The 16,730-nt window shown below is 70.8% G+C and carries 15 protein-coding genes and 1 tRNA gene; 11 read left to right on the top strand and 5 right to left on the bottom strand.

Features of this window, described 5'->3' with window-relative positions; all coding sequences use genetic code 11:
- The first annotated feature begins 235 nt into the window (after nucleotides 1-235).
- Complete coding sequence (locus ACLQ2T_RS04515; RefSeq protein WP_425764694.1) at nucleotides 236-3,217, top strand: BTAD domain-containing putative transcriptional regulator; 2,982 nt, start codon at nucleotides 236-238, stop codon at nucleotides 3,215-3,217.
- 46 nt (nucleotides 3,218-3,263) lie between these two features.
- Nucleotides 3,264-4,673, top strand: coding sequence for a class II fumarate hydratase (locus ACLQ2T_RS04510; RefSeq protein ID WP_425764693.1), 1,410 nt, complete (start codon nucleotides 3,264-3,266; stop codon nucleotides 4,671-4,673).
- Here the strand turns inward: ACLQ2T_RS04510 and ACLQ2T_RS04505 are convergent.
- Complete coding sequence (locus tag ACLQ2T_RS04505; RefSeq protein ID WP_425764692.1) at nucleotides 4,618-4,959, bottom strand: hypothetical protein; 342 nt, start codon at nucleotides 4,957-4,959, stop codon at nucleotides 4,618-4,620. The genes ACLQ2T_RS04510 and ACLQ2T_RS04505 overlap by 56 nt on opposite strands.
- A gap of 255 nt (nucleotides 4,960-5,214) precedes the next feature.
- Between ACLQ2T_RS04505 and ACLQ2T_RS04500 the strand changes: the two genes are divergently transcribed.
- The 3 genes from ACLQ2T_RS04500 to ACLQ2T_RS04490 are packed head-to-tail and all read left to right on the top strand — an operon-like array spanning nucleotide 5,215 to nucleotide 6,597.
- Nucleotides 5,215-6,027, top strand: coding sequence for a helix-turn-helix domain-containing protein (locus tag ACLQ2T_RS04500; protein WP_425764691.1), 813 nt, complete (start codon nucleotides 5,215-5,217; stop codon nucleotides 6,025-6,027).
- Complete coding sequence (locus ACLQ2T_RS04495; RefSeq protein ID WP_425764690.1) at nucleotides 6,018-6,200, top strand: DUF397 domain-containing protein; 183 nt, start codon at nucleotides 6,018-6,020, stop codon at nucleotides 6,198-6,200. The genes ACLQ2T_RS04500 and ACLQ2T_RS04495 overlap by 10 nt, the downstream gene beginning before the upstream one ends.
- A gap of 25 nt (nucleotides 6,201-6,225) precedes the next feature.
- A complete protein-coding gene (locus ACLQ2T_RS04490; protein WP_425764689.1) occupies nucleotides 6,226-6,597 on the top strand; it encodes a pyridoxamine 5'-phosphate oxidase family protein in 372 nt (123 codons plus the stop codon).
- 53 nt (nucleotides 6,598-6,650) lie between these two features.
- On the opposite strand, the gene ACLQ2T_RS04485 is transcribed toward ACLQ2T_RS04490, so the two are convergent.
- Entirely contained in the window at nucleotides 6,651-7,196 is a 546-nt protein-coding gene (locus tag ACLQ2T_RS04485) for a CGNR zinc finger domain-containing protein (RefSeq protein ID WP_425764688.1), read from the bottom strand.
- A gap of 83 nt (nucleotides 7,197-7,279) precedes the next feature.
- On the opposite strand from ACLQ2T_RS04485, the gene ACLQ2T_RS04480 reads away from it, so the two are divergent.
- The 3 genes from ACLQ2T_RS04480 to ACLQ2T_RS04470 are packed head-to-tail and all read left to right on the top strand — an operon-like array spanning nucleotide 7,280 to nucleotide 10,315.
- Complete coding sequence (locus ACLQ2T_RS04480) at nucleotides 7,280-8,236, top strand: EamA family transporter (RefSeq protein WP_425764687.1); 957 nt, start codon at nucleotides 7,280-7,282, stop codon at nucleotides 8,234-8,236.
- 13 nt (nucleotides 8,237-8,249) lie between these two features.
- Nucleotides 8,250-8,603 carry an HAD family hydrolase gene (locus tag ACLQ2T_RS04475; RefSeq protein WP_425764686.1) on the top strand — a complete coding sequence of 118 codons (354 nt, stop codon included), beginning with the start codon at nucleotides 8,250-8,252 and terminating at the stop codon, nucleotides 8,601-8,603.
- A gap of 35 nt (nucleotides 8,604-8,638) precedes the next feature.
- The gene (locus ACLQ2T_RS04470) at nucleotides 8,639-10,315 is read left to right on the top strand and encodes a S8 family serine peptidase (protein WP_425764685.1); all 1,677 of its coding nucleotides are present in this window, start codon (nucleotides 8,639-8,641) and stop codon (nucleotides 10,313-10,315) included.
- 158 nt (nucleotides 10,316-10,473) lie between these two features.
- Here ACLQ2T_RS04470 and ACLQ2T_RS04465 read toward each other — a convergent pair whose 3' ends face one another.
- Complete coding sequence (locus ACLQ2T_RS04465) at nucleotides 10,474-11,505, bottom strand: hypothetical protein (RefSeq protein WP_425764684.1); 1,032 nt, start codon at nucleotides 11,503-11,505, stop codon at nucleotides 10,474-10,476.
- 275 nt (nucleotides 11,506-11,780) lie between these two features.
- Nucleotides 11,781-12,443 carry an IclR family transcriptional regulator gene (locus ACLQ2T_RS04460; protein WP_425764867.1) on the bottom strand — a complete coding sequence of 221 codons (663 nt, stop codon included), beginning with the start codon at nucleotides 12,441-12,443 and terminating at the stop codon, nucleotides 11,781-11,783.
- Between the two features lie 108 nt (nucleotides 12,444-12,551).
- On the opposite strand from ACLQ2T_RS04460, the gene cysS reads away from it, so the two are divergent.
- Both cysS and rlmB read left to right on the top strand, forming a co-directional pair.
- Nucleotides 12,552-13,967, top strand: coding sequence for a cysteine--tRNA ligase (gene cysS, locus ACLQ2T_RS04455; RefSeq protein ID WP_425764683.1), 1,416 nt, complete (start codon nucleotides 12,552-12,554; stop codon nucleotides 13,965-13,967).
- Nucleotides 13,967-15,091 carry a 23S rRNA (guanosine(2251)-2'-O)-methyltransferase RlmB gene (gene rlmB / locus ACLQ2T_RS04450; RefSeq protein ID WP_425764682.1) on the top strand — a complete coding sequence of 375 codons (1,125 nt, stop codon included), beginning with the start codon at nucleotides 13,967-13,969 and terminating at the stop codon, nucleotides 15,089-15,091. The genes cysS and rlmB overlap by 1 nt, the downstream gene beginning before the upstream one ends.
- An 87-nt stretch (nucleotides 15,092-15,178) precedes the next feature.
- On the opposite strand, the gene ACLQ2T_RS04445 is transcribed toward rlmB, so the two are convergent.
- Nucleotides 15,179-16,270, bottom strand: coding sequence for an ABC transporter ATP-binding protein (locus ACLQ2T_RS04445; protein ID WP_425764681.1), 1,092 nt, complete (start codon nucleotides 16,268-16,270; stop codon nucleotides 15,179-15,181).
- A gap of 317 nt (nucleotides 16,271-16,587) precedes the next feature.
- Between ACLQ2T_RS04445 and ACLQ2T_RS04440 the strand changes: the two genes are divergently transcribed.
- A tRNA-Thr gene (locus ACLQ2T_RS04440) sits at nucleotides 16,588-16,664 on the top strand.
- Nucleotides 16,665-16,730: the final 66 nt, after the last annotated feature.

The following is a 16,730-nucleotide window of genomic DNA, read 5'->3' as shown; positions in this document are numbered from 1 at the left end:
GGTGACCACCGCGGTGGTGACCAGGGCCGGCCGCTGGGGGGTTCACCGCGTGGCCCCCGCCTTGCGCCCCGGGGCCCCACCGCCCCCGTCGATCGCACCCCAGGGGTGCGACCGGGAGTAAGTCTCCGGCCAGCCGCTGTTGATCCACTCTCAGATCGCTATCAGGCCGATAGGCACTTCAGTGATCATCGGATTACCCTGCTGAGAGTTGCACCAGTCGCGAGCGGGGAAGTGGATGCGATTCCGGATCCTGGGTCCACTGTGTGTCGGTGAGGGCGACGCCACCATCACCGCGCCTCGGGACCGGGTCGTACTCGCGGTGCTGCTGCTGCGCGCCAATCGGGTGGTCTCCGTGGACGAACTGGTCGACGCCATCTGGGAGGAGCACCCGCCGGCCACCGCGCGGGCCCAGTTGCAGACCTGTGTCTCCCGGCTCCGTCAGCGGCTGGCCGACCTGGGTCTGTCGCCGGACACCATCGCCACCGATCCCGCCGGGTACGCGATCCGGATCCGGCCCGGCGAACTGGACAGCGAGATCTTCGCCCGCCGGGTGGAGGCCGCTCGTGCCGCGCTGGCCTCGGGCTGGCTGATCGACGCGCGTCGGCAGTTCCGCTCCGCCCTGGACCTGTGGCGTGGGTCGGCCCTCGCCGGCATCCCGCACCGCAGCGTACGTCGGCGGGCCCAGGCCCTGGACGAGCAGCGCCTGGCGGTGCTGGAGGAGTGTGTGGAGGTCGAGCTGCGGCTCGGCCACGCGGGGGCGCTGCTCGACGAGCTGACCGAGCAGTTGGAGCAGCATCCGCTGCGGGAGCGCCTGCGGGGACAGCTCATGCTGGCCCTGTCCACGGTCGGTCGGCAGGCCGACGCGCTGGCCCTGTACCGCGAGGGACGACGGTTGTACGCCGAGGAACTCGGCATCGAACCGGGGCCCGCCCTCCAGGAGTTGCATCAGCGGGTGCTCGCCGGTGACCTGGCCGTGGCCGGTCCGGAACCGCGTTCCACCGTTCCGGTCCGGGCCCTGCCCCGGGCCATCACGGACTTCACCGGGCGGATGGAGACCGTCACCCGGCTGGTGAAGGAGATCGAGGAGGGGGAGGCCCGGATCCACCTCATCGACGGGATGGCCGGCAGCGGGAAGACCACCCTGGCCGTGCATGTGGCCACCCACCTGGCCGACCAGTACCCGGACGCCCAACTCTTCATCGACCTGCACGGGCACAGTGAACGCGCCCCCCTGACCCCGGGGGCGGCCCTGGCCACCCTGCTGCGGCAACTCGGGGTGCCGACCGAGCGGATCCCGGTCGACCTGGACGACCGCCTGGCCATCTGGCGTACCGAGCTGGCCGACCGACGGGCTCTGGTGCTGCTGGACAATGCGGCCAGCGCCGAGCAGGTGGCCCCCCTGCTGCCCAGCGGCGCCGGCTGTCTCACCCTGATCACCAGTCGGCGTCGGTTGGTCGGTCTGGACGAGGGGTGGCCCTCCTCGCTGCCGGTCCTCGACACCGACGAGGCGGTCGAACTGCTCGGCCGGGTGGCCGGTGCGGAACGGGTGGTCGCCGAGCCGGAGGCGGCCATCGAGGTGGTACGCCGCTGCGGTCACCTACCCCTGGCGATCCGACTGGCCGGGGGCCGCCTGGTCCACCGTCCCCGATGGCGCCTGGCCGACCTGGCCGACCGGCTGGCCGGCAGCCGGGACACCCTGGCCGAACTGGCCGTGGGTCAGCGTTCCGTCGCGGATGCCTTCGCCCTGTCCTACGTCCAGGCATCTCCCGCGGCGCAGCGCACCTTCCGGCTGCTCGGCCTGCATCCGGGGGTACGGGTGGACACCGCCACGGCCGCCGCGATCGCCGGTGTGCCGCTGGCCGAGGTGCAGGACGCCCTGGACGAGCTGGTCGACGCCCACCTGATGGACGAGCCGGAGCCGGGCCGGTACCGGCTGCACGACCTGGTCCGGGAGTACGCCCGGACCCTGCTGTCCGATCCGGCCAACGCCACCGAGCGCCGAGCGGCGCTGGGGCGTCTGCTCGGGCACCACCTGCACGTCCTGGTGGCGATCGCCGCCCCGTACGAGACCCCCAGTAGTCGCCTCACCCTTCCTCGCGACCTGCCCGATCCGCCCTGTCCGAACGCGGTGGCCGTCTGCATCGACCGGGGCATGGCCTGGTTCGACGAGAACCGCTGCAACCTGGTGCCGCTGTCCACCATGGCGGCGGAGTCCTTTCCGCACCATGCCTGGCAACTGGCCCGGGCCAGTTGGCGGCTGCTCTACCTCGGCGGGCACCTCGACGAGTTGCTCGACATCCACCATGTGGGGCTGCGCGCGGCCGAGGCGCTCGGCAACGAGCAGGCCCAGGTCCTGATGCTGAACTACCTGGCCTCGGCGCACGTTCGGCGGGCCCGCTTCGGCCAGGCCAACGCCCTGCTGCGCCGGGCGGTCGAGTTGTGTCGTCGGGCCGGCCCACCCCACCTGTTACGCAGACTGCTGGCCAACATCGCCATCGGCAACTGCATCATCGGCGAACCACGTCGAGGCATCGAAGCGTTCAACGAGGCATCGGCTGCCATCAGTGCCGAGAACGTGGCCGAACGATGCGACCTGCTCAACAACCTCACCCACGCGACGTACGCCCTGGGCTGCTACGACGAGGCGCTGCGGCTCAGCCGCCGGCACCTGCTCCTGGCGCGGGAGGTCGGCGACCCTCGGCACCTGGCCACCGCGCTCGGGCATGTCGGCATCGTCCGGCATCGGATGGGCCACACCGAACCGGCTACCCGACTGCTGCGGATGGCGTTGCTCCTGCAACGCCGGCTGCGTAACCGGTTCGACGAGGGTGAGGTGCTCAACGAGATCGGCATGATGGAGCGTGAGGCGGGCCGACCGGAGGAGGCCGCAGCCCTGCACCGGCAGGCGTACATCGCGATCAGCGACGGTGGGGACCTGATCGGTGAGTGCAGGTCACGCAACCTGCTGGCCCGCGCCCTGCTCGACCAGGGGGACGTGCGCAGCGCCCAGGACCTGTTCGGCCGGGTGCTGCTCGACGCCACGAAGATCAACCATCGGTACGAGCGTGCCCACGCCTTGGACGGCTTGGCGCGCTGCCTGCGGGACACCGACCCGGCTGGAGCCCGAGCCTACTGGTTCCGGGCGCTGTCCCTGCTGCGCGAGGTCGAGTCGCCCGACGCGGAGGAGATCGAGCGGCTGCTGGCCGAGCTGGACTGAGTCCGGCTCCCGCGATCATCTGCACGTCTGCGGTCGGCGCGGCAGGATGGTACGCGTGACGACTCCAGAGACCACGGGCTACCGGATCGAACGCGACTCGATGGGCGAGGTGGAGGTGCCCGCCGAGGCGCTGTGGCGGGCCCAGACCCAGCGCGCGGTGCAGAACTTCCCGATCTCGGGTCGAGGGATCGAGCCCGCCCAGATCCGGGCGCTGGCCCGGATCAAGGGAGCGGCGGCCGAGGTCAACGGCGATCTGGGGGTGATCGATGCGAACGTGGCCGCGTCGATCGCCGCAGCCGCCGCGCACGTGGCCGACGGCGGGTACGACGACCAGTTCCCGATCGACGTGTTCCAGACCGGCTCCGGCACCTCCTCGAACATGAACACCAACGAGGTGATCGCCACCCTGGCCAGCCGGGAGCTGGGCCGGGACGTGCACCCCAACGACCACGTCAACGCCTCCCAGTCCAGCAACGACGTCTTCCCCTCCTCGATCCACCTGGCCGCCACCGAAGCGGTCGCCCGGGACCTGCTTCCGGCCCTGGACCACCTGGCCGGTGCCCTGGAGGCCAAGGCCGGTGAGTTCGAGACCGTGGTCAAGGCCGGGCGTACCCACCTGATGGACGCCACCCCGGTGACCCTGGGCCAGGAGTTCGGCGGGTACGCCGCCCAGATCCGCTACGGCATCGAGCGGTTGGCGGGGGCCCTGCCCCGGCTGGCCGAACTGCCGTTGGGCGGCACGGCGGTCGGCACCGGCATCAACACCCCCCTCGGCTTCGCCGCCCGGGTGATCGAGAAGCTGCGCGACTCCACCGGGCTGCCCTTGACCGAGGCACGCAACCACTTCGAGGCGCAGGGCGCGCGGGACGCCCTGGTGGAGGCGTCGGGTCAGCTGCGTACCGTCGCGGTCGGTCTTTACAAGATCGCCAACGACATCCGCTGGATGGGCTCGGGCCCCCGGGCGGGCCTGCGTGAGCTGCGCATCCCCGACCTCCAGCCCGGCTCGTCGATCATGCCCGGAAAGGTCAACCCGGTGGTCTGCGAGGCGGTCCGGCAGGTCTGCGCGCAGGTGATCGGCAACGACGCGACGGTGGCCTTCGCCGGCTCGCAGGGTGACTTCGAACTCAACGTGATGCTCCCGGTGATGGGCCGCAACCTGCTGGAATCGATCCGGTTGCTGTCCGCGTCGAGCCGCCTGCTGGCCGACCGCTGCGTGGTCGGCCTGGTCGCGGACGTCGAGGTCTGCCTGTCGTACGCCGAGGGCTCCCCGTCGATCGTCACCCCCCTCAACCGCTACCTGGGGTACGACGAGGCCGCCTCGATCGCCAAGGAGGCCCTGGCCAAGCAGACCTCCATCAAGGAGGTGGTGATCGCCCGGGGCCACATCGAATCCGGCAAGCTCACCGAGGTCCAGTTGGAGGAGGCCCTGGACCTGCTCCGGATGACCCACCCCTGAGCGGGATCACGGGTGCGCCACGCGGCACCCAGGCCAGGAACCGGGCGAAGAGGGCGGCCGGGGCGGGACCCCCGTCCGGGTCAAGACGGTAGAGGTCGGCTGCCGCCTCGTGCAGTACGGCGCAGAGGTAGACGCTGAGGGCGATCCGGTCGTGGGCGTACTCGGCGACCAGCGTCAGTCGTGCCGTGGCGCAGGGCCAGGGTGCCGCGCAGACCCGACACAGCCACAGCGGGCGCAAGGGCAGGTGGGGGCGGGTCACCGGTCCCTCGGCGGGTGGGGTCGGCATGGCGCGGCCTTCCGGTAGAGCTGACTCGTCATGGCCCCCGGCGATGGGACCGCCCGGCCGGGGGAGCGGGGCGGTCCCACCTCGACGCCGCCTCTCGGGGGAATGAGCGGCGAGCGTCGCTGCGCACAGTCTGCTGAGCACACCGTTACGGTCGGAAGGGTTTGGCCGTGCTGTCCGAGGCCCACTGTGACCGGGTCGGGTTGCCGGTGGCGGTGCGCTGTAGTCGATCAACCGGTTCCTGGAGGGCGGCTGGAGATGGCGAGTGGACAGCTGACAGCGGCGGCCTTCCTGGTCGCGGAGCTACGCCGGGCGCGGGTGCGGCAGGGCTGGAGTCAGGAGGATCTGGCCAAGGCCGTGAACTATTCGCCGTCGATGGTCAGCGCGGTGGAGTTGGGTCAGCAGCCGCCCACCCCGAAGTACCTGGAACAGTTCGACAAGGCCCTGGACACCGGCGGCCTCTACGGCCGAATGCTCACCCACCTGGTAGCCCTCGACAAAGCCCAGGTCTGGCTTCGAGGATGGCGCGCCATCCTCGAAGGTGCCGACGAGTTGCGGTGGTTCGAACCTCTGCACGTGCCCGGTTTACTCCAGACTGAGCCCTATGCTCGCGCGGTCTTCGAGGCCGACGACTCGCTGGCCCGCGCGGAGCGCGAGGAACGCCTCGCTGACCGCCTGGCGAGCCAGGGTGTTGTCTGCCAGGAGGACCCGCCCCGCATGGTGGCGGTGGTAGATGAGGCCGCTCTGCGGCGTCGAGTCGGTGGCCGCAAGATCATGTTGGAGCAGACGCAACACCTGGTCCGGCTGGCCGCTGATCATCCGTCGCTTCGGCTGCTGGTGGTGCCGCAGTCCGCCGACGAGTATCCGGGGCTCAACGGACCGTTCATGCTCGCCACCCTGAAAGACCGCACGGTCGTGGCCTACCTGGGTGGCCAGATCGGTGGCCGTGAACTTGATCGGCCGTCGGATCTGTCGATGCTGCAACGGGTTTGGGAGGCTACCCTTGGCGCGGCCCTACCAGCACAGGAGTCGATCGAATTGCTGAAGGAGATTGCCGAGTCATGGAGTTGAGCGGTGCGCGGTGGCGCAAGAGCAGCCGCAGCGGCTCCAGTGACCAGTGTGTCGAGGTGGCTACGAACCTGCCTGGGGTGGTGGGGGTGCGGGACAGCAAGGATGCGGCGGGGGCGGTGCTGACCTTCGAGCCGTACGCCTGGCGGGTTTTCGTCGCCGCGCCGCCGCGCTGAGGTGATCACCTCTCCTGGTGCGGAGGTGTCGGAGCGGCTGGATCGGGAGCGGGTGGTCTGGCTCTGCACGTTGCGGCCGGACGGGTCGCCGCACCTGACCCCGGTCTGGTTCCTGTACCTCGACGACGAGTGGTGGATCGGCACGGCCGAGCGCAACCGCAAGGTCCGCAACATCGCCGCCGACCCCCGGGTCTCGCTGGCGCTACCCGACGGGGACGCGCCGGTCGTCGCCGAAGGAACGGCTGACATCCTCCGCCGACCCTTCCCGGCCGCCGTGGTGGCGGGCCTGCGGCATCGGTACGAGGGGTGGGATGTGACTGTGGACGGTCCACTCGGACCCTATGTGCTGCTGCGGATCGCGGTGACCCGTTGGTTGATGGCCGGGCGCGCCCACTGATGGGTGCGTTTCTTGTTGCTCTGGCGACAACAAACGCACCCAAAGGCGAGGGCTCAGCTGCGGGCGGCGGCCTTGCGGGCGCGGTAGGCGTTGACCGCGGCCCGGTTGCCGCAGCCGGCCTCACAGAATCGGCGGGACCGGTTCTTCGACAGGTCCACCAGTACGTTGTCGCAGTCCGGGTACTCGCAGGTGCGTAGCCTGCGCAGCTCGCCGCCGCGCACCACATCGGCGATCGCCATGGCCGCCTCCACCGCCATTCTGGTGGCCAGCGGGGCGTCGCGGGGCACGGCGTGCAGGTGGTACGGCTCGTCGTCGTGGGTGATGAGCTGGGGCAGGGCCCGGTGTTCGCGGAGCAGCCCGTTGACGATCGAGACGATCTCGTCGATGTCGGCGTACCAGATCCGGCGCAGCCGGGGGCGCAGGGCGCGTACGGCCCGCAGTTCGGTTTCGGTGTGTTCGTGTCTTCCGGTGTAGGCGTGGGCGGTGAAGAAGGCGCTCAGGGCCTCCACGTCGGGCAGCCCCTCCCCGCCCTGGCCGGCGGTGTTGACCAGCGCGGCGGCGGCGATCAGGGAACACTCGGTGTCATGAGCGAAAAGCAACTTGACTCCTGTCGTGGCCCGACCCTAGCGTCATCGGTGTAACCCTAGTTTGCCGATGTCGCGGCGCCGCGCCAAGGAGAGTCATGCGTCAATCACCCGTCGCCGGTGCCGGCCTCGCGCTGGCCCTGCTCTCCGCGGTCACCTTCGCCACCTCGGGCACCTTCGCCCGGTCCCTGATCAACGCCGGTTGGTCCGCCGAGTCGGTCGTCATCGCCCGGGTCGGCCTGGCCGCCCTGGTGCTGGCCACCCCCGCGTTGCTGATCATGCGGGGTCGGTGGCCGGTGCTGCGCCGCAACCTCGCCTCGATCGGGGTCTTCGGGCTGCTGGGGGTGTCGGTCGCCCAGGTCTGCTTCTTCAACGCGGTGCGCTATCTGCCGGTCGGCGTGGCGCTGCTGCTGGAATATCTCGGCATCATCCTGGTCGTCGGGTGGACCTGGCTGGTGCAGGGGCAGCGTCCGCGTCGGCTGACCGTGGCCGGCTCGGTGGCGGCCCTGGCCGGCCTGTTCTTCGTGCTCGACCTGACCGGTGCGGGCCGACTCGACCCGATCGGGGTGCTCTGGGGACTGGGCGCGGCGGTCGGGCTGGCCGGCTACTTCGTACTCGCCGGACGGGTCGACTCCGCCCTGCCCTCGGTGGTCATGGCCAGTGGCGGCATGGCGGTCGGTGCCGGGGTGCTGCTGGTGCTCGGCCTGGTCGGCGCCCTGCCGCTGCGGGCCAGCTTCGGCACTGTGCAGTTCGGCGGGCAGGAGATGAGTTGGCTGGTGCCGATCGCCGGTCTGGTGCTGGTGGCCGCGGTGATCGCCTACCTGGCCGGGATCGCCGCGACCCGTGTGCTGGGTGCGCGGATGGCCTCCTTCGTGGGGCTGACCGAGGTGATGTTCGCGGTGCTGATCGCCTGGCTGGTGCTGGGGGAGTTGCCGACGGTGGTGCAACTGCTGGGCGGGGCGTTGATCGTCGCCGGGGTGGCGCTGGTCCGCATCGACGAACTACGCGCACCCGACCCCGAGCAGCCGAAGGCGGCGGAACCAGCCCTCGCCTGACACCCTGGTCGACATGCTGAGCACGGTGGTGTTCGACGCCGACGAGACCCTGCTCGACCTGCGCCCGGCCGTCACCGGCGGGTTGGTGGCCGTACTCGACGAGATGCGGCGTCACACCCCCGGCGGCGGCCTGGACGAACTGGTCGGCGACAACCTTGCCTTCGACGTGGTCGCCGCCCAGCGGGCCGGGTTGCGGGCGGTCTGGCTGAACCGGCGGGGCGAATCGCTTCCCCCTGATGGGCTGCCGGATGCGGCAGTTTGCTCCCTTGCCGAGCTGCCCGCTGTCCTGGTCGGCCTTTCCGGCGAAGCGGACTTTTCAATTCCTAGCGGATACCGGTCTGGCGAAACGTCATGCGTTGATGTCTGATGACGCCACGTCCCTCAACGAGAGGATTCGATGTGGTGAGCAAGCGCTTCACCGTCGGTGTCGTCGCGACCGCGGCGGCACTGGCACTCACGGTGACCGGCCTGGGCGTGCCCGCTGGTGCCGAGCCGTCCGGCGTTGCCCGGACCTTCACCGTGGTGGCGGAGGACGGGGTATCCGCCGACGCCGCCATCGCCGCGATCCGGTCGGCCGGCGGGACCGTGGTGTCCCGTACCGACGAGGTCGGTGTGTACCAGGTGACCAGCGACCGGGCCGACTTCGCGACGAAGGCGACCGCTGCCGCCGCCCTGATCGGCGCTGCCGAGGAGAAGGCCATCGGCCGCAAGCCCAAGCTGGACCGGGTCGAGCAGGAGCACCTGCTGGCAGCCGCCGCCAAGGGGGCCGGTAAGCAGCGGGGCAAGAAGCTGGACCCGTTGGACGACAAGCTGTGGGGCCTGGAGATGATCCGGGCCGACAAGGCGCGCAACATCGAGCCGGGTGATCGTCGGGTCACCGTCGGGGTCCTGGACACCGGCGTCGACGCCAGCCACCCGGACATCGCCCCGAACTTCAACTGGGCCCTGTCGCGCAACTTCGCCCCCGACATCCCCGAGATCGACGGGCCCTGCGAGGTGCCCAGCTGCCTGGACCCGGTCGGCACCGACGACGGCGGGCACGGTACGCATGTCGCCGGCACCATCGGCGCAGCCGCCAACGGCTTCGGCCTCTCCGGCGTCGCCCCGAAGGTGTCGCTGGTCAACCTCAAGGGCGGCCAGGACGCCGGCTACTTCTTCCTCAACCCGGTGGTCAACGCCCTGCTGCACGCCGGCAGGTCCGGCCTGGACGTGGTCAACATGTCCTTCTACGTGGACCCGTGGCTCTACAACTGCACGGCCAACCCGGCCGACTCGCCGGAGGCGCAGGCCGCCCAGCAGGCCACCATCCGGGCCATGAAGCGGGCCCTGACCTACGCCCACGACCGGGGCGTCACCCTGATCGGTGCCCTCGGCAACAACCACGAGGACCTGGGCGACCCGCGTACGGACGTGTCCAGCCCGAACTACGGGGACGTGGCGCCGTACCCCCGCGAGATCGACAACAACAGCTGCTGGAACCTGCCCACCGAAGGGGCGCACGTCATCAGCGTCGCGTCGGTCGGGCCCTCCGGTAAGAAGGCGGACTACTCCAACTACGGCACCGAGCAGACCGCCATCGCCGCCCCCGGTGGTTGGTTCCGGGACGGCTTCGGCACGGACACCTTCCGTACCGACGCCAACATGATCCTGTCCACGTACCCCTTGAAGGTCCTCCAGGAGGAGGGCACGGTCGACGAGGACGGCAACATCGTGCCGGGTGCGGAGACCTTCGTGTTCAAGGAGTGCAAGGCCAACCGGCAGTGCGCCTACTACACGTACCTCCAGGGCACCTCGATGGCCGCCCCGCACGCCTCCGGCGTGGCCGCGCTCATCGTCAGCCGGTACGGCAAGCCGCAGGGCCGGGGTGGCTTCGGGCTGGACCCGGACGTGGTCGAGCGGCACCTGCTCCGCACGGCCGCCGAGCGGGCCTGCCCGGAGCCCAGGTTGCAGACCTACACCAACGAGGGCCGTTCGCCCGAGTTCGACGCCTACTGCGCCGGCTCGCCCGCCTTCAACGGCTTCTACGGCCACGGCATCATCGACGCCTACGCCGCAGTGACCACCCCCCTGCGCCGCTAGCCTCGCGCGGCCTGCCCGCGCGTCCGCCGCGCGGGGTCGCGCGGCCCGTTCGCGCGGCCTGTCCGCAGTTACGGCGAAGTGGCGGTTACCCGAGTGCCGGGTGACCGCCACTTCGGCGTAACGGAGTGGATCACCGGCCCCGGCTGACGGCGGGGTGGTCAGCGGCGCCAGCCGGCGGCGACGAGGGCGGAACGGACCTCCCGTACCAGCCCCGGGAAGTCGCGGTGCAGGCGTCGGCTGGTCACATGCAGCACCTGCCAACCGGCGGCCACCAACTGGTTGAGTCGCTGACGGTCGAGGTGCAGCTGCTCGGGATCGCTGTGCCAGTGCCCGTCGTACTCGACGGCCACCCGGTACTCCGGCCAGGACAGGTCCGGGTGCAGAATCCGTCCGCTGGGCAATTGCACCGGATGCTGAGTGACCGGTCGGGGCAGCCCGGCCAGGATCAGCCGGACCCGCAGCTGCGACTCCGGCGGCGACTCGGCACCCGCATCGGTCAGGCCGAACACCCATTCGGCCCGCCGACCCCCGGGGCGGCCCGTGTTCGCCCTGGCCACGGCGGCGAGCCCGGCGGAGTCGACCAGTTCCTGCCGGAGTATGGCGTCGATGATCCCGACCGCCTGCACGGGTTCCAGCCACACCGCGCACTCCCAGGCGGAGCAGACGGCATCCGACCGCAGCAAGGGCTGTGCTCTCCCCAGCCTGGTTCCTGCGCCTGGTTGGTGGCTGTGCTGTTCGGTGGTGGCGGTGCCTGGTTGACCGGAGAGCTGCGGTTGGCCTTGGCTCGGCGACGGCAGCGAACGGGGGCCGGCGGTGTGGACTGGGATGCCGCGCTGCGGGTGGCGTGGACCGAGGGTGTGGACCCGGATGCCGCGTTGCGAGCCGAGTCGCAGGTGCATCGGGGCCAGGACGTGAACCTCGTCGGTGAAGGTCGCGGCGTGTTCGATGCCGTGCAGGTAGGCCGCTGAGGGTCCCGCCATCAGCACTCCGGCTGGCAGGCGCAGCGAGGCCGCTCGGCAGAGCAACTCGTGATCGCGGTCGAGGCGTGCGTCGGCGTACACGTCGTGCATCAGGCGGACCCAGGACCCACCGCGAAGCTGGTGCCGGGTCAGTAGGCGCTCGCGGATCGCCTCGGAACCGCGAAACACCTGCCACGCTAGGGCGGCCGGCCGGTACGGGGAAGGTGGCATGTCTCCACCGTGCGGCCTGTCGTCGGCCCTACGGGACCCCTGTGGACAACCGTGACCTCCATGATCGACCACCCCTGTGGATAACCGCCCTGCCACCGCCCCGCCGTGGTATAGGCCCACGCCAACCCCTGTTACCGCCCCCACCACGGCCTCGCAAAGGGGAGGCTCACGCCGTTTCGGCGGAATTGCGGTGTCCAGCACCCACCGATACCGCCATTCCGCCGAAACGGCGCCTGCGCCGGCCAGGCCGCCCAGCCAGCCGGGGTGGGTGGGGGTCAGCGGAGGGCGGTGGCGATCGCGGTGGCGGCGGCCAGGACCTGGGCGCCTACCGCCTCGGTGTCCAGGGGGGCGAGGGCGACCACTCCGACACTCGCCTCCAGGCCGGGTACTCCGAGCACCGGGGCCGCCACCCCGTAAGCCCCGGGTTGCAACTCGCCGACCGTGCTCACCGGGCCGGCGGCGCCGGACCGGCCGGCGAGGATGGCCTGCCCGGCGGCACCGCGTTCCAGGGGGTGCCGGGCCCCGGTGCGGTATGCCACATGGAACGAGGTCCAGCTCGGCTCGACCACGGCCAGGGCCACCCCCTCGCCGCCCTCGACCACGGTGAGGTGGGCGGTCGCCCCGGCCTGCTCGGCCAGGCGTCGCAGCGCAGGCAAGGCGCCCTCGGCGAGCAGGGGTTGGGCTCGGCGGGCCAGGTGCAGCACCCCGGCTCCCAGGCGGAGTCGACCGTCGGTGTCGCGGCGCAGCATCCCGTGCCGGGTCAACGGAGCCACCAGTCGGTAGACCGCCGCCCGCCCGATGGCCAGGCGGTTCGCCGCCTCGGTGACGGTGAGCCCGCCGGGGGCGTCCGCTACCAGGTGCAGCAGTCGCAGGCCCCGGTCCAGGGTCTGCGAGGTCTCTCCACCGGCGATCGTCGCCCCACCCTCGACGCCGGGGATGGCGGGAGTGGGCGGGTCGGTGCCGAAGGGCGCGGGGGAAGTCACGATCAGCAGCGTACGACCCGGCTCCGGCCGACCGGGAAAACGACGGACGGCTACCCTTGTACGGTGACGCTTCGCTTGTATGACACCGCCACCCGATCGGTGCGGGACTTCGTCCCGCGGGAAGCCGGCAAGGTGGGGGTCTACCTGTGTGGGCTCACCCTTCAGGCGCCACCCCACATCGGGCATCTTCGTTCCGGGGTCAACTACGACGTGCTGCGTCGCTGGCTGCTGGCCGCCGGTTTCGAGGTCACCTTCATTCGCAACGTGACCGACATCGATGACAAGATCCTGGTCAAGGCGCAGGAGCAGGGACGACCGTTCTGGTCCATCGCGTACGCCAACGAGTTGAAGCTGGCCGAGGCGTACCGGGCGTTGAACGTGTTGCCGCCGACCTACGAGCCTCGGGCCACGGGCCACATTCCGGAGATGCATCAACTGATCGCCGAGTTGATCGAGCGGGGGCACGCCTACCCGGCCGCCGACGACTCCGGGGACGTGTACTTCGACGTGGGCTCCTGGCCGGCGTACGGTGCCCTGTCCAACCAGTCGCCGGACGAGATGCAGTCCGACTGCGAGGCCCCCGAGCGCGGTAAGCGGGACCCGCGTGACTTCGCGCTCTGGAAGGGTGTCAAGCGGGACGAGCCGGCGGACGCCTACTGGCCGTCGCCGTGGGGGCGGGGTCGGCCCGGTTGGCACATCGAGTGCTCGGCGATGTGCCGGCGGTACCTGGGGGCGGAGTTCGACATCCACGGTGGCGGGCTGGATCTGATCTTCCCGCACCACGAGAACGAGCTGGCCCAGTCCCAGGCCGCCGACCTGCCCTTCGCCCGCTACTGGGTGCATCACGGGCTGCTCGGCATCGGTGGCACCAAGATGGGCAAGTCGCTGGGCAACGCCCTCGATCTGGCGTACGTCGCCGGCCTCGGGGTGCGTCCGGTCGAGTTGCGCTACTACTACGTGGCCGCGCACTACCGCTCCCGGATCGACTACTCCGAGGATGCACTGCGCGAGGCGGCCGTCGCGTACCGGCGGATCGAGGGCTTCGTGCAGCGGGCCGTCGAGCGGGTGGGCCCCGGTCAACTCGGGGAGCTGCCGGCCGCGTTCGCCGCCGCGATGGACGACGACCTGAACACCTCGGCCGCGCTGGCCGTGCTGCACGACCTGCTGCGCGACGGCAACAGCGCGGTGGCCGACGGGGACGATGTGACCGTACGCACGGCGCTCGGCAGCATCCGGGCGATGCTGGATATCCTCGGCGTCGACCCCCTCGACCCGGCGTGGACCGGCGGCGCCCGGGCGAGTGACCTCCGTGGTGTGGTCGACTCCCTGGTCGCCCTGGCTCTGGAACAGCGCGCGCAGGCCCGGGTCCGCAAGGACTGGGCTGCCGCCGACGCGCTGCGGGACCAACTCAAGCGGGCCGGAGTGGTGGTCGAGGACACCCCACAGGGCCCGCGTTGGACAATTGGAGAGCATGACTGATGGCCGGCAATTCGCAACGCCGTGGCCGACGGGTGGCGTCGAAGACGAGCGCACCCAAGGGCTCCGGCGGCAAGAACAAGGACTCCCTCGCCGGTCGGGGCCGTACCCTGCCCGCCGACGAGCGGCCCTGGCACAAGGGCTACTCCGGTACGGAGAAGGTGCCCCAGCGCACCGCCTGGAAGCAGGAGAAGGAGCGCCGGGCGGCGGCCGAGGAGGGTCGGGCCCCGAAGATCGGCAAGCCGGGCACCAAGGACACCACCTGGGGTCGGGGCGGCGGCCGGGGTACCCCCACCCCGAAGCCCGCTCGCGGTAGGCAGCAGCCAGCCGGGCGCGGTGGCCCCCGGGTCGCGCCGGGGCGTAAGTCGAACCCGTCCAAGGACACCCCGGAGCTGCTGGTCGGCCGCAACCCGGTGCTGGAGGCGCTGCGCGCCCAGGTGCCGGCCACCGCGCTCTACACCGCGCAGGGCCTCGACCCCGACGACCGGATCAACGAGATCATCCGTACCGCGGCCGACCGGGGCATCGCCATCCTTGAGGTCAGCCGTGCCGAACTGGACCGGATGACCGGGGGGGTGCTGCACCAGGGGGTCGGCCTCCAGGTGCCGCCGTTCGCGTACGAGCCCTTCGAGGATCTGGTCGCCGCCGCGTTGGAGCAGCCGGCACCGTTGCTGGTGGCCCTGGACGGGGTGACCGATCCGCGCAATCTCGGCGCGGTGATCCGGTCGGCCGCCGCCTTCGGCGCGCAGGGTGTCTTCGTACCGGAGCGGCGGGCGGCCGGGATCACCGCGACCGCCTGGCGGACCAGCGCCGGTGCGGCGGCCCGGGTACCGGTGGCCCAGGTCACCAACCTGACCCGGTCGCTGAAGGCGTGCCGGGACGCCGGCTTCATGGTGGTCGGCCTGGACGCCGACGGCGAAACCGACCTGTACGACCTGGAGGCCGCGGTCGGCCCGCTGGTCGTGGTGGTCGGCTCGGAGGGGCGAGGGCTGTCCCGGCTGGTCGGGCAGACCTGCGACCTGACCGTCAGTATCCCGATGATCTCCGAGGTGGAGTCGCTCAACGCGAGTGTGGCCGCCGCGGTCACCCTCGCCGAGGTGGCTCGCCGCCGCGCCGCCGAGGGCTGACGCCAGGCTGTTGAGGCCGGGCTTCCGCAGGGAGACGAACGACGAAAGGGGCGGCCCGCCGGGCCGCCCCTTTCGTCAGTTGCTACTTCAGATGCGCTTGCCGGTGGTGGCGTGGAAGGCGTGGTTCTGGCCGGCGCGCGGCTTGACGAAGATCGTCTCGCCCATGCTCGGCATGGTCCGCCGGTCGGTCCGCACCACGAACCGCTCGGAGGCACCGTCCAGCGCGGCGTGACCGTAGACGTTGGCGTCCGAACCGAGGTCCTCGACCAGCTCGACCACGACCGGCATGCCGCCCTCGGTCGGGCTGACGATGTCGCAGTCCTCCGGCCGGAAACCGACCGTCACCTTGCCGGCACCGCCCTCGGCGTTGGCCGCCTCGACCTGCTCGCGGGTCAGCGGGATGAACATCTCGGCGAAGGCGGCACCCTGCTCGGTCAGCGGGACCGTCTTGATGTTCATGGCCGGGGAGCCGATGAAGCCGGCGACGAAGACGTTGGCCGGGGTGTCGTACAGGGCACGCGGGGTGTCGACCTGCTGGAGCACACCGTCGAGCATGACCGCCACCCGGTGACCCATGGTCATGGCCTCGACCTGGTCGTGGGTCACGTAGACCGTGGTGATGCCGAGCTTGGCCTGCAACGAGGCGATCTGGGTACGGGTCTGCACCCGCAGCTTGGCGTCGAGGTTCGACAGCGGCTCGTCCATGAGGAAGACCTGGGGCTCCCGGACGATGGCCCGGCCCATCGCGACCCGCTGGCGCTGACCACCGGAGAGGGCCTTGGGCTTACGGCTGAGGTACTCCTCCAGCTGGAGCAGTGCCGCCGCCTCCTTGACCCGCCGGTCGATCTCCGACTTCGAGGTCTTGCGCAGCTTGAGGGCGAACGCCATGTTCTCGTACACCGTCATGTGCGGGTAGAGCGCGTAGTTCTGGAAGACCATCGCGATGTCGCGGGCCTTCGGCGGCAGGTGGGTGACGTCCCGGTCGTCGATGTAGATCGCGCCGTCGTCGACGTCCTCCAGACCGGCCAGCATCCGCAGGCTGGTGGACTTACCGCAGCCCGAGGGACCGACCAGGACGAGGAACTCGCCGTCGCCGATCTGAAGGTCGAGCTGGTTGACCGCGGGGCGTTCGGTGCCCGGGTAGATCCGGGACGCCTTCGCGTAGGTGACCGTAGCCATGAGGGGGTGCATCCTTTCACCGGCAGGAACGTGCCGGACGATCCGAGTGAAGGAGCGACCGGTGCGAGGGAGCACCGGCGCCACGGCCGCCGTGAGATGACTCCCATGTCGTCCGTGTCACTGCACGGTAAACGGCTTTTGCCGCGCTGCCAAGGTGTCGAACACTGGATGGGACGGACGGCATACGCATACCGGTCAGTCGGGCACGGTCGGACACGAATCGACGTTCGCAGGTCAAGATGTTGACGTTTCCCGTGCTCGGGACCCCTGCCGGGGAGGAAAACCGGACGTCGGTCGCTATGCTGACCACGGACACTGCCCCTGTAGCTCAGCTGGCCAGAGCACCCGCCTTGTAAGCGGGATGTCGCCGGTTCGATCCCGGCCGGGGGCTCCACCCGTTACCGCGTGCGCGGCCCACCGAGGTGACACCTCGGTGGGCGGTCGCTCCCTGACGGGCGGC

Origin of the sequence: Micromonospora sp. DT229 (assembly GCF_049844505.1) — a bacterium.
Taxonomy (GTDB): Bacteria; Actinomycetota; Actinomycetes; order Mycobacteriales; family Micromonosporaceae; genus Micromonospora.
The sequence above is the reverse complement of the archived record's forward strand: the minus strand, read 5'-3'. Positions and strand labels throughout refer to the sequence as shown.

What these genes read in the sequence shown, in the direction of transcription:
- ACLQ2T_RS04515 (WP_425764694.1), top strand. Translation starts at nt 236, where the DNA reads ATGCGATTCCGGATCCTGGGTCCACTGTGTGTCGGTGAGGGCGACGCC.
- ACLQ2T_RS04510 (WP_425764693.1), top strand. Translation starts at nt 3,264, where the DNA reads ATGGTACGCGTGACGACTCCAGAGACCACGGGCTACCGGATCGAACGC.
- ACLQ2T_RS04505 (WP_425764692.1), bottom strand. Translation starts at nt 4,959, where the DNA reads ATGCCGACCCCACCCGCCGAGGGACCGGTGACCCGCCCCCACCTGCCC.
- ACLQ2T_RS04500 (WP_425764691.1), top strand. Translation starts at nt 5,215, where the DNA reads ATGGCGAGTGGACAGCTGACAGCGGCGGCCTTCCTGGTCGCGGAGCTA.
- ACLQ2T_RS04495 (WP_425764690.1), top strand. Translation starts at nt 6,018, where the DNA reads ATGGAGTTGAGCGGTGCGCGGTGGCGCAAGAGCAGCCGCAGCGGCTCC.
- ACLQ2T_RS04480 (WP_425764687.1), top strand. Translation starts at nt 7,280, where the DNA reads ATGCGTCAATCACCCGTCGCCGGTGCCGGCCTCGCGCTGGCCCTGCTC.
- ACLQ2T_RS04475 (WP_425764686.1), top strand. Translation starts at nt 8,250, where the DNA reads ATGCTGAGCACGGTGGTGTTCGACGCCGACGAGACCCTGCTCGACCTG.
- ACLQ2T_RS04465 (WP_425764684.1), bottom strand. Translation starts at nt 11,505, where the DNA reads ATGCCACCTTCCCCGTACCGGCCGGCCGCCCTAGCGTGGCAGGTGTTT.
- rlmB (WP_425764682.1), top strand. Translation starts at nt 13,967, where the DNA reads ATGGCCGGCAATTCGCAACGCCGTGGCCGACGGGTGGCGTCGAAGACG.
- ACLQ2T_RS04445 (WP_425764681.1), bottom strand. Translation starts at nt 16,270, where the DNA reads ATGGCTACGGTCACCTACGCGAAGGCGTCCCGGATCTACCCGGGCACC.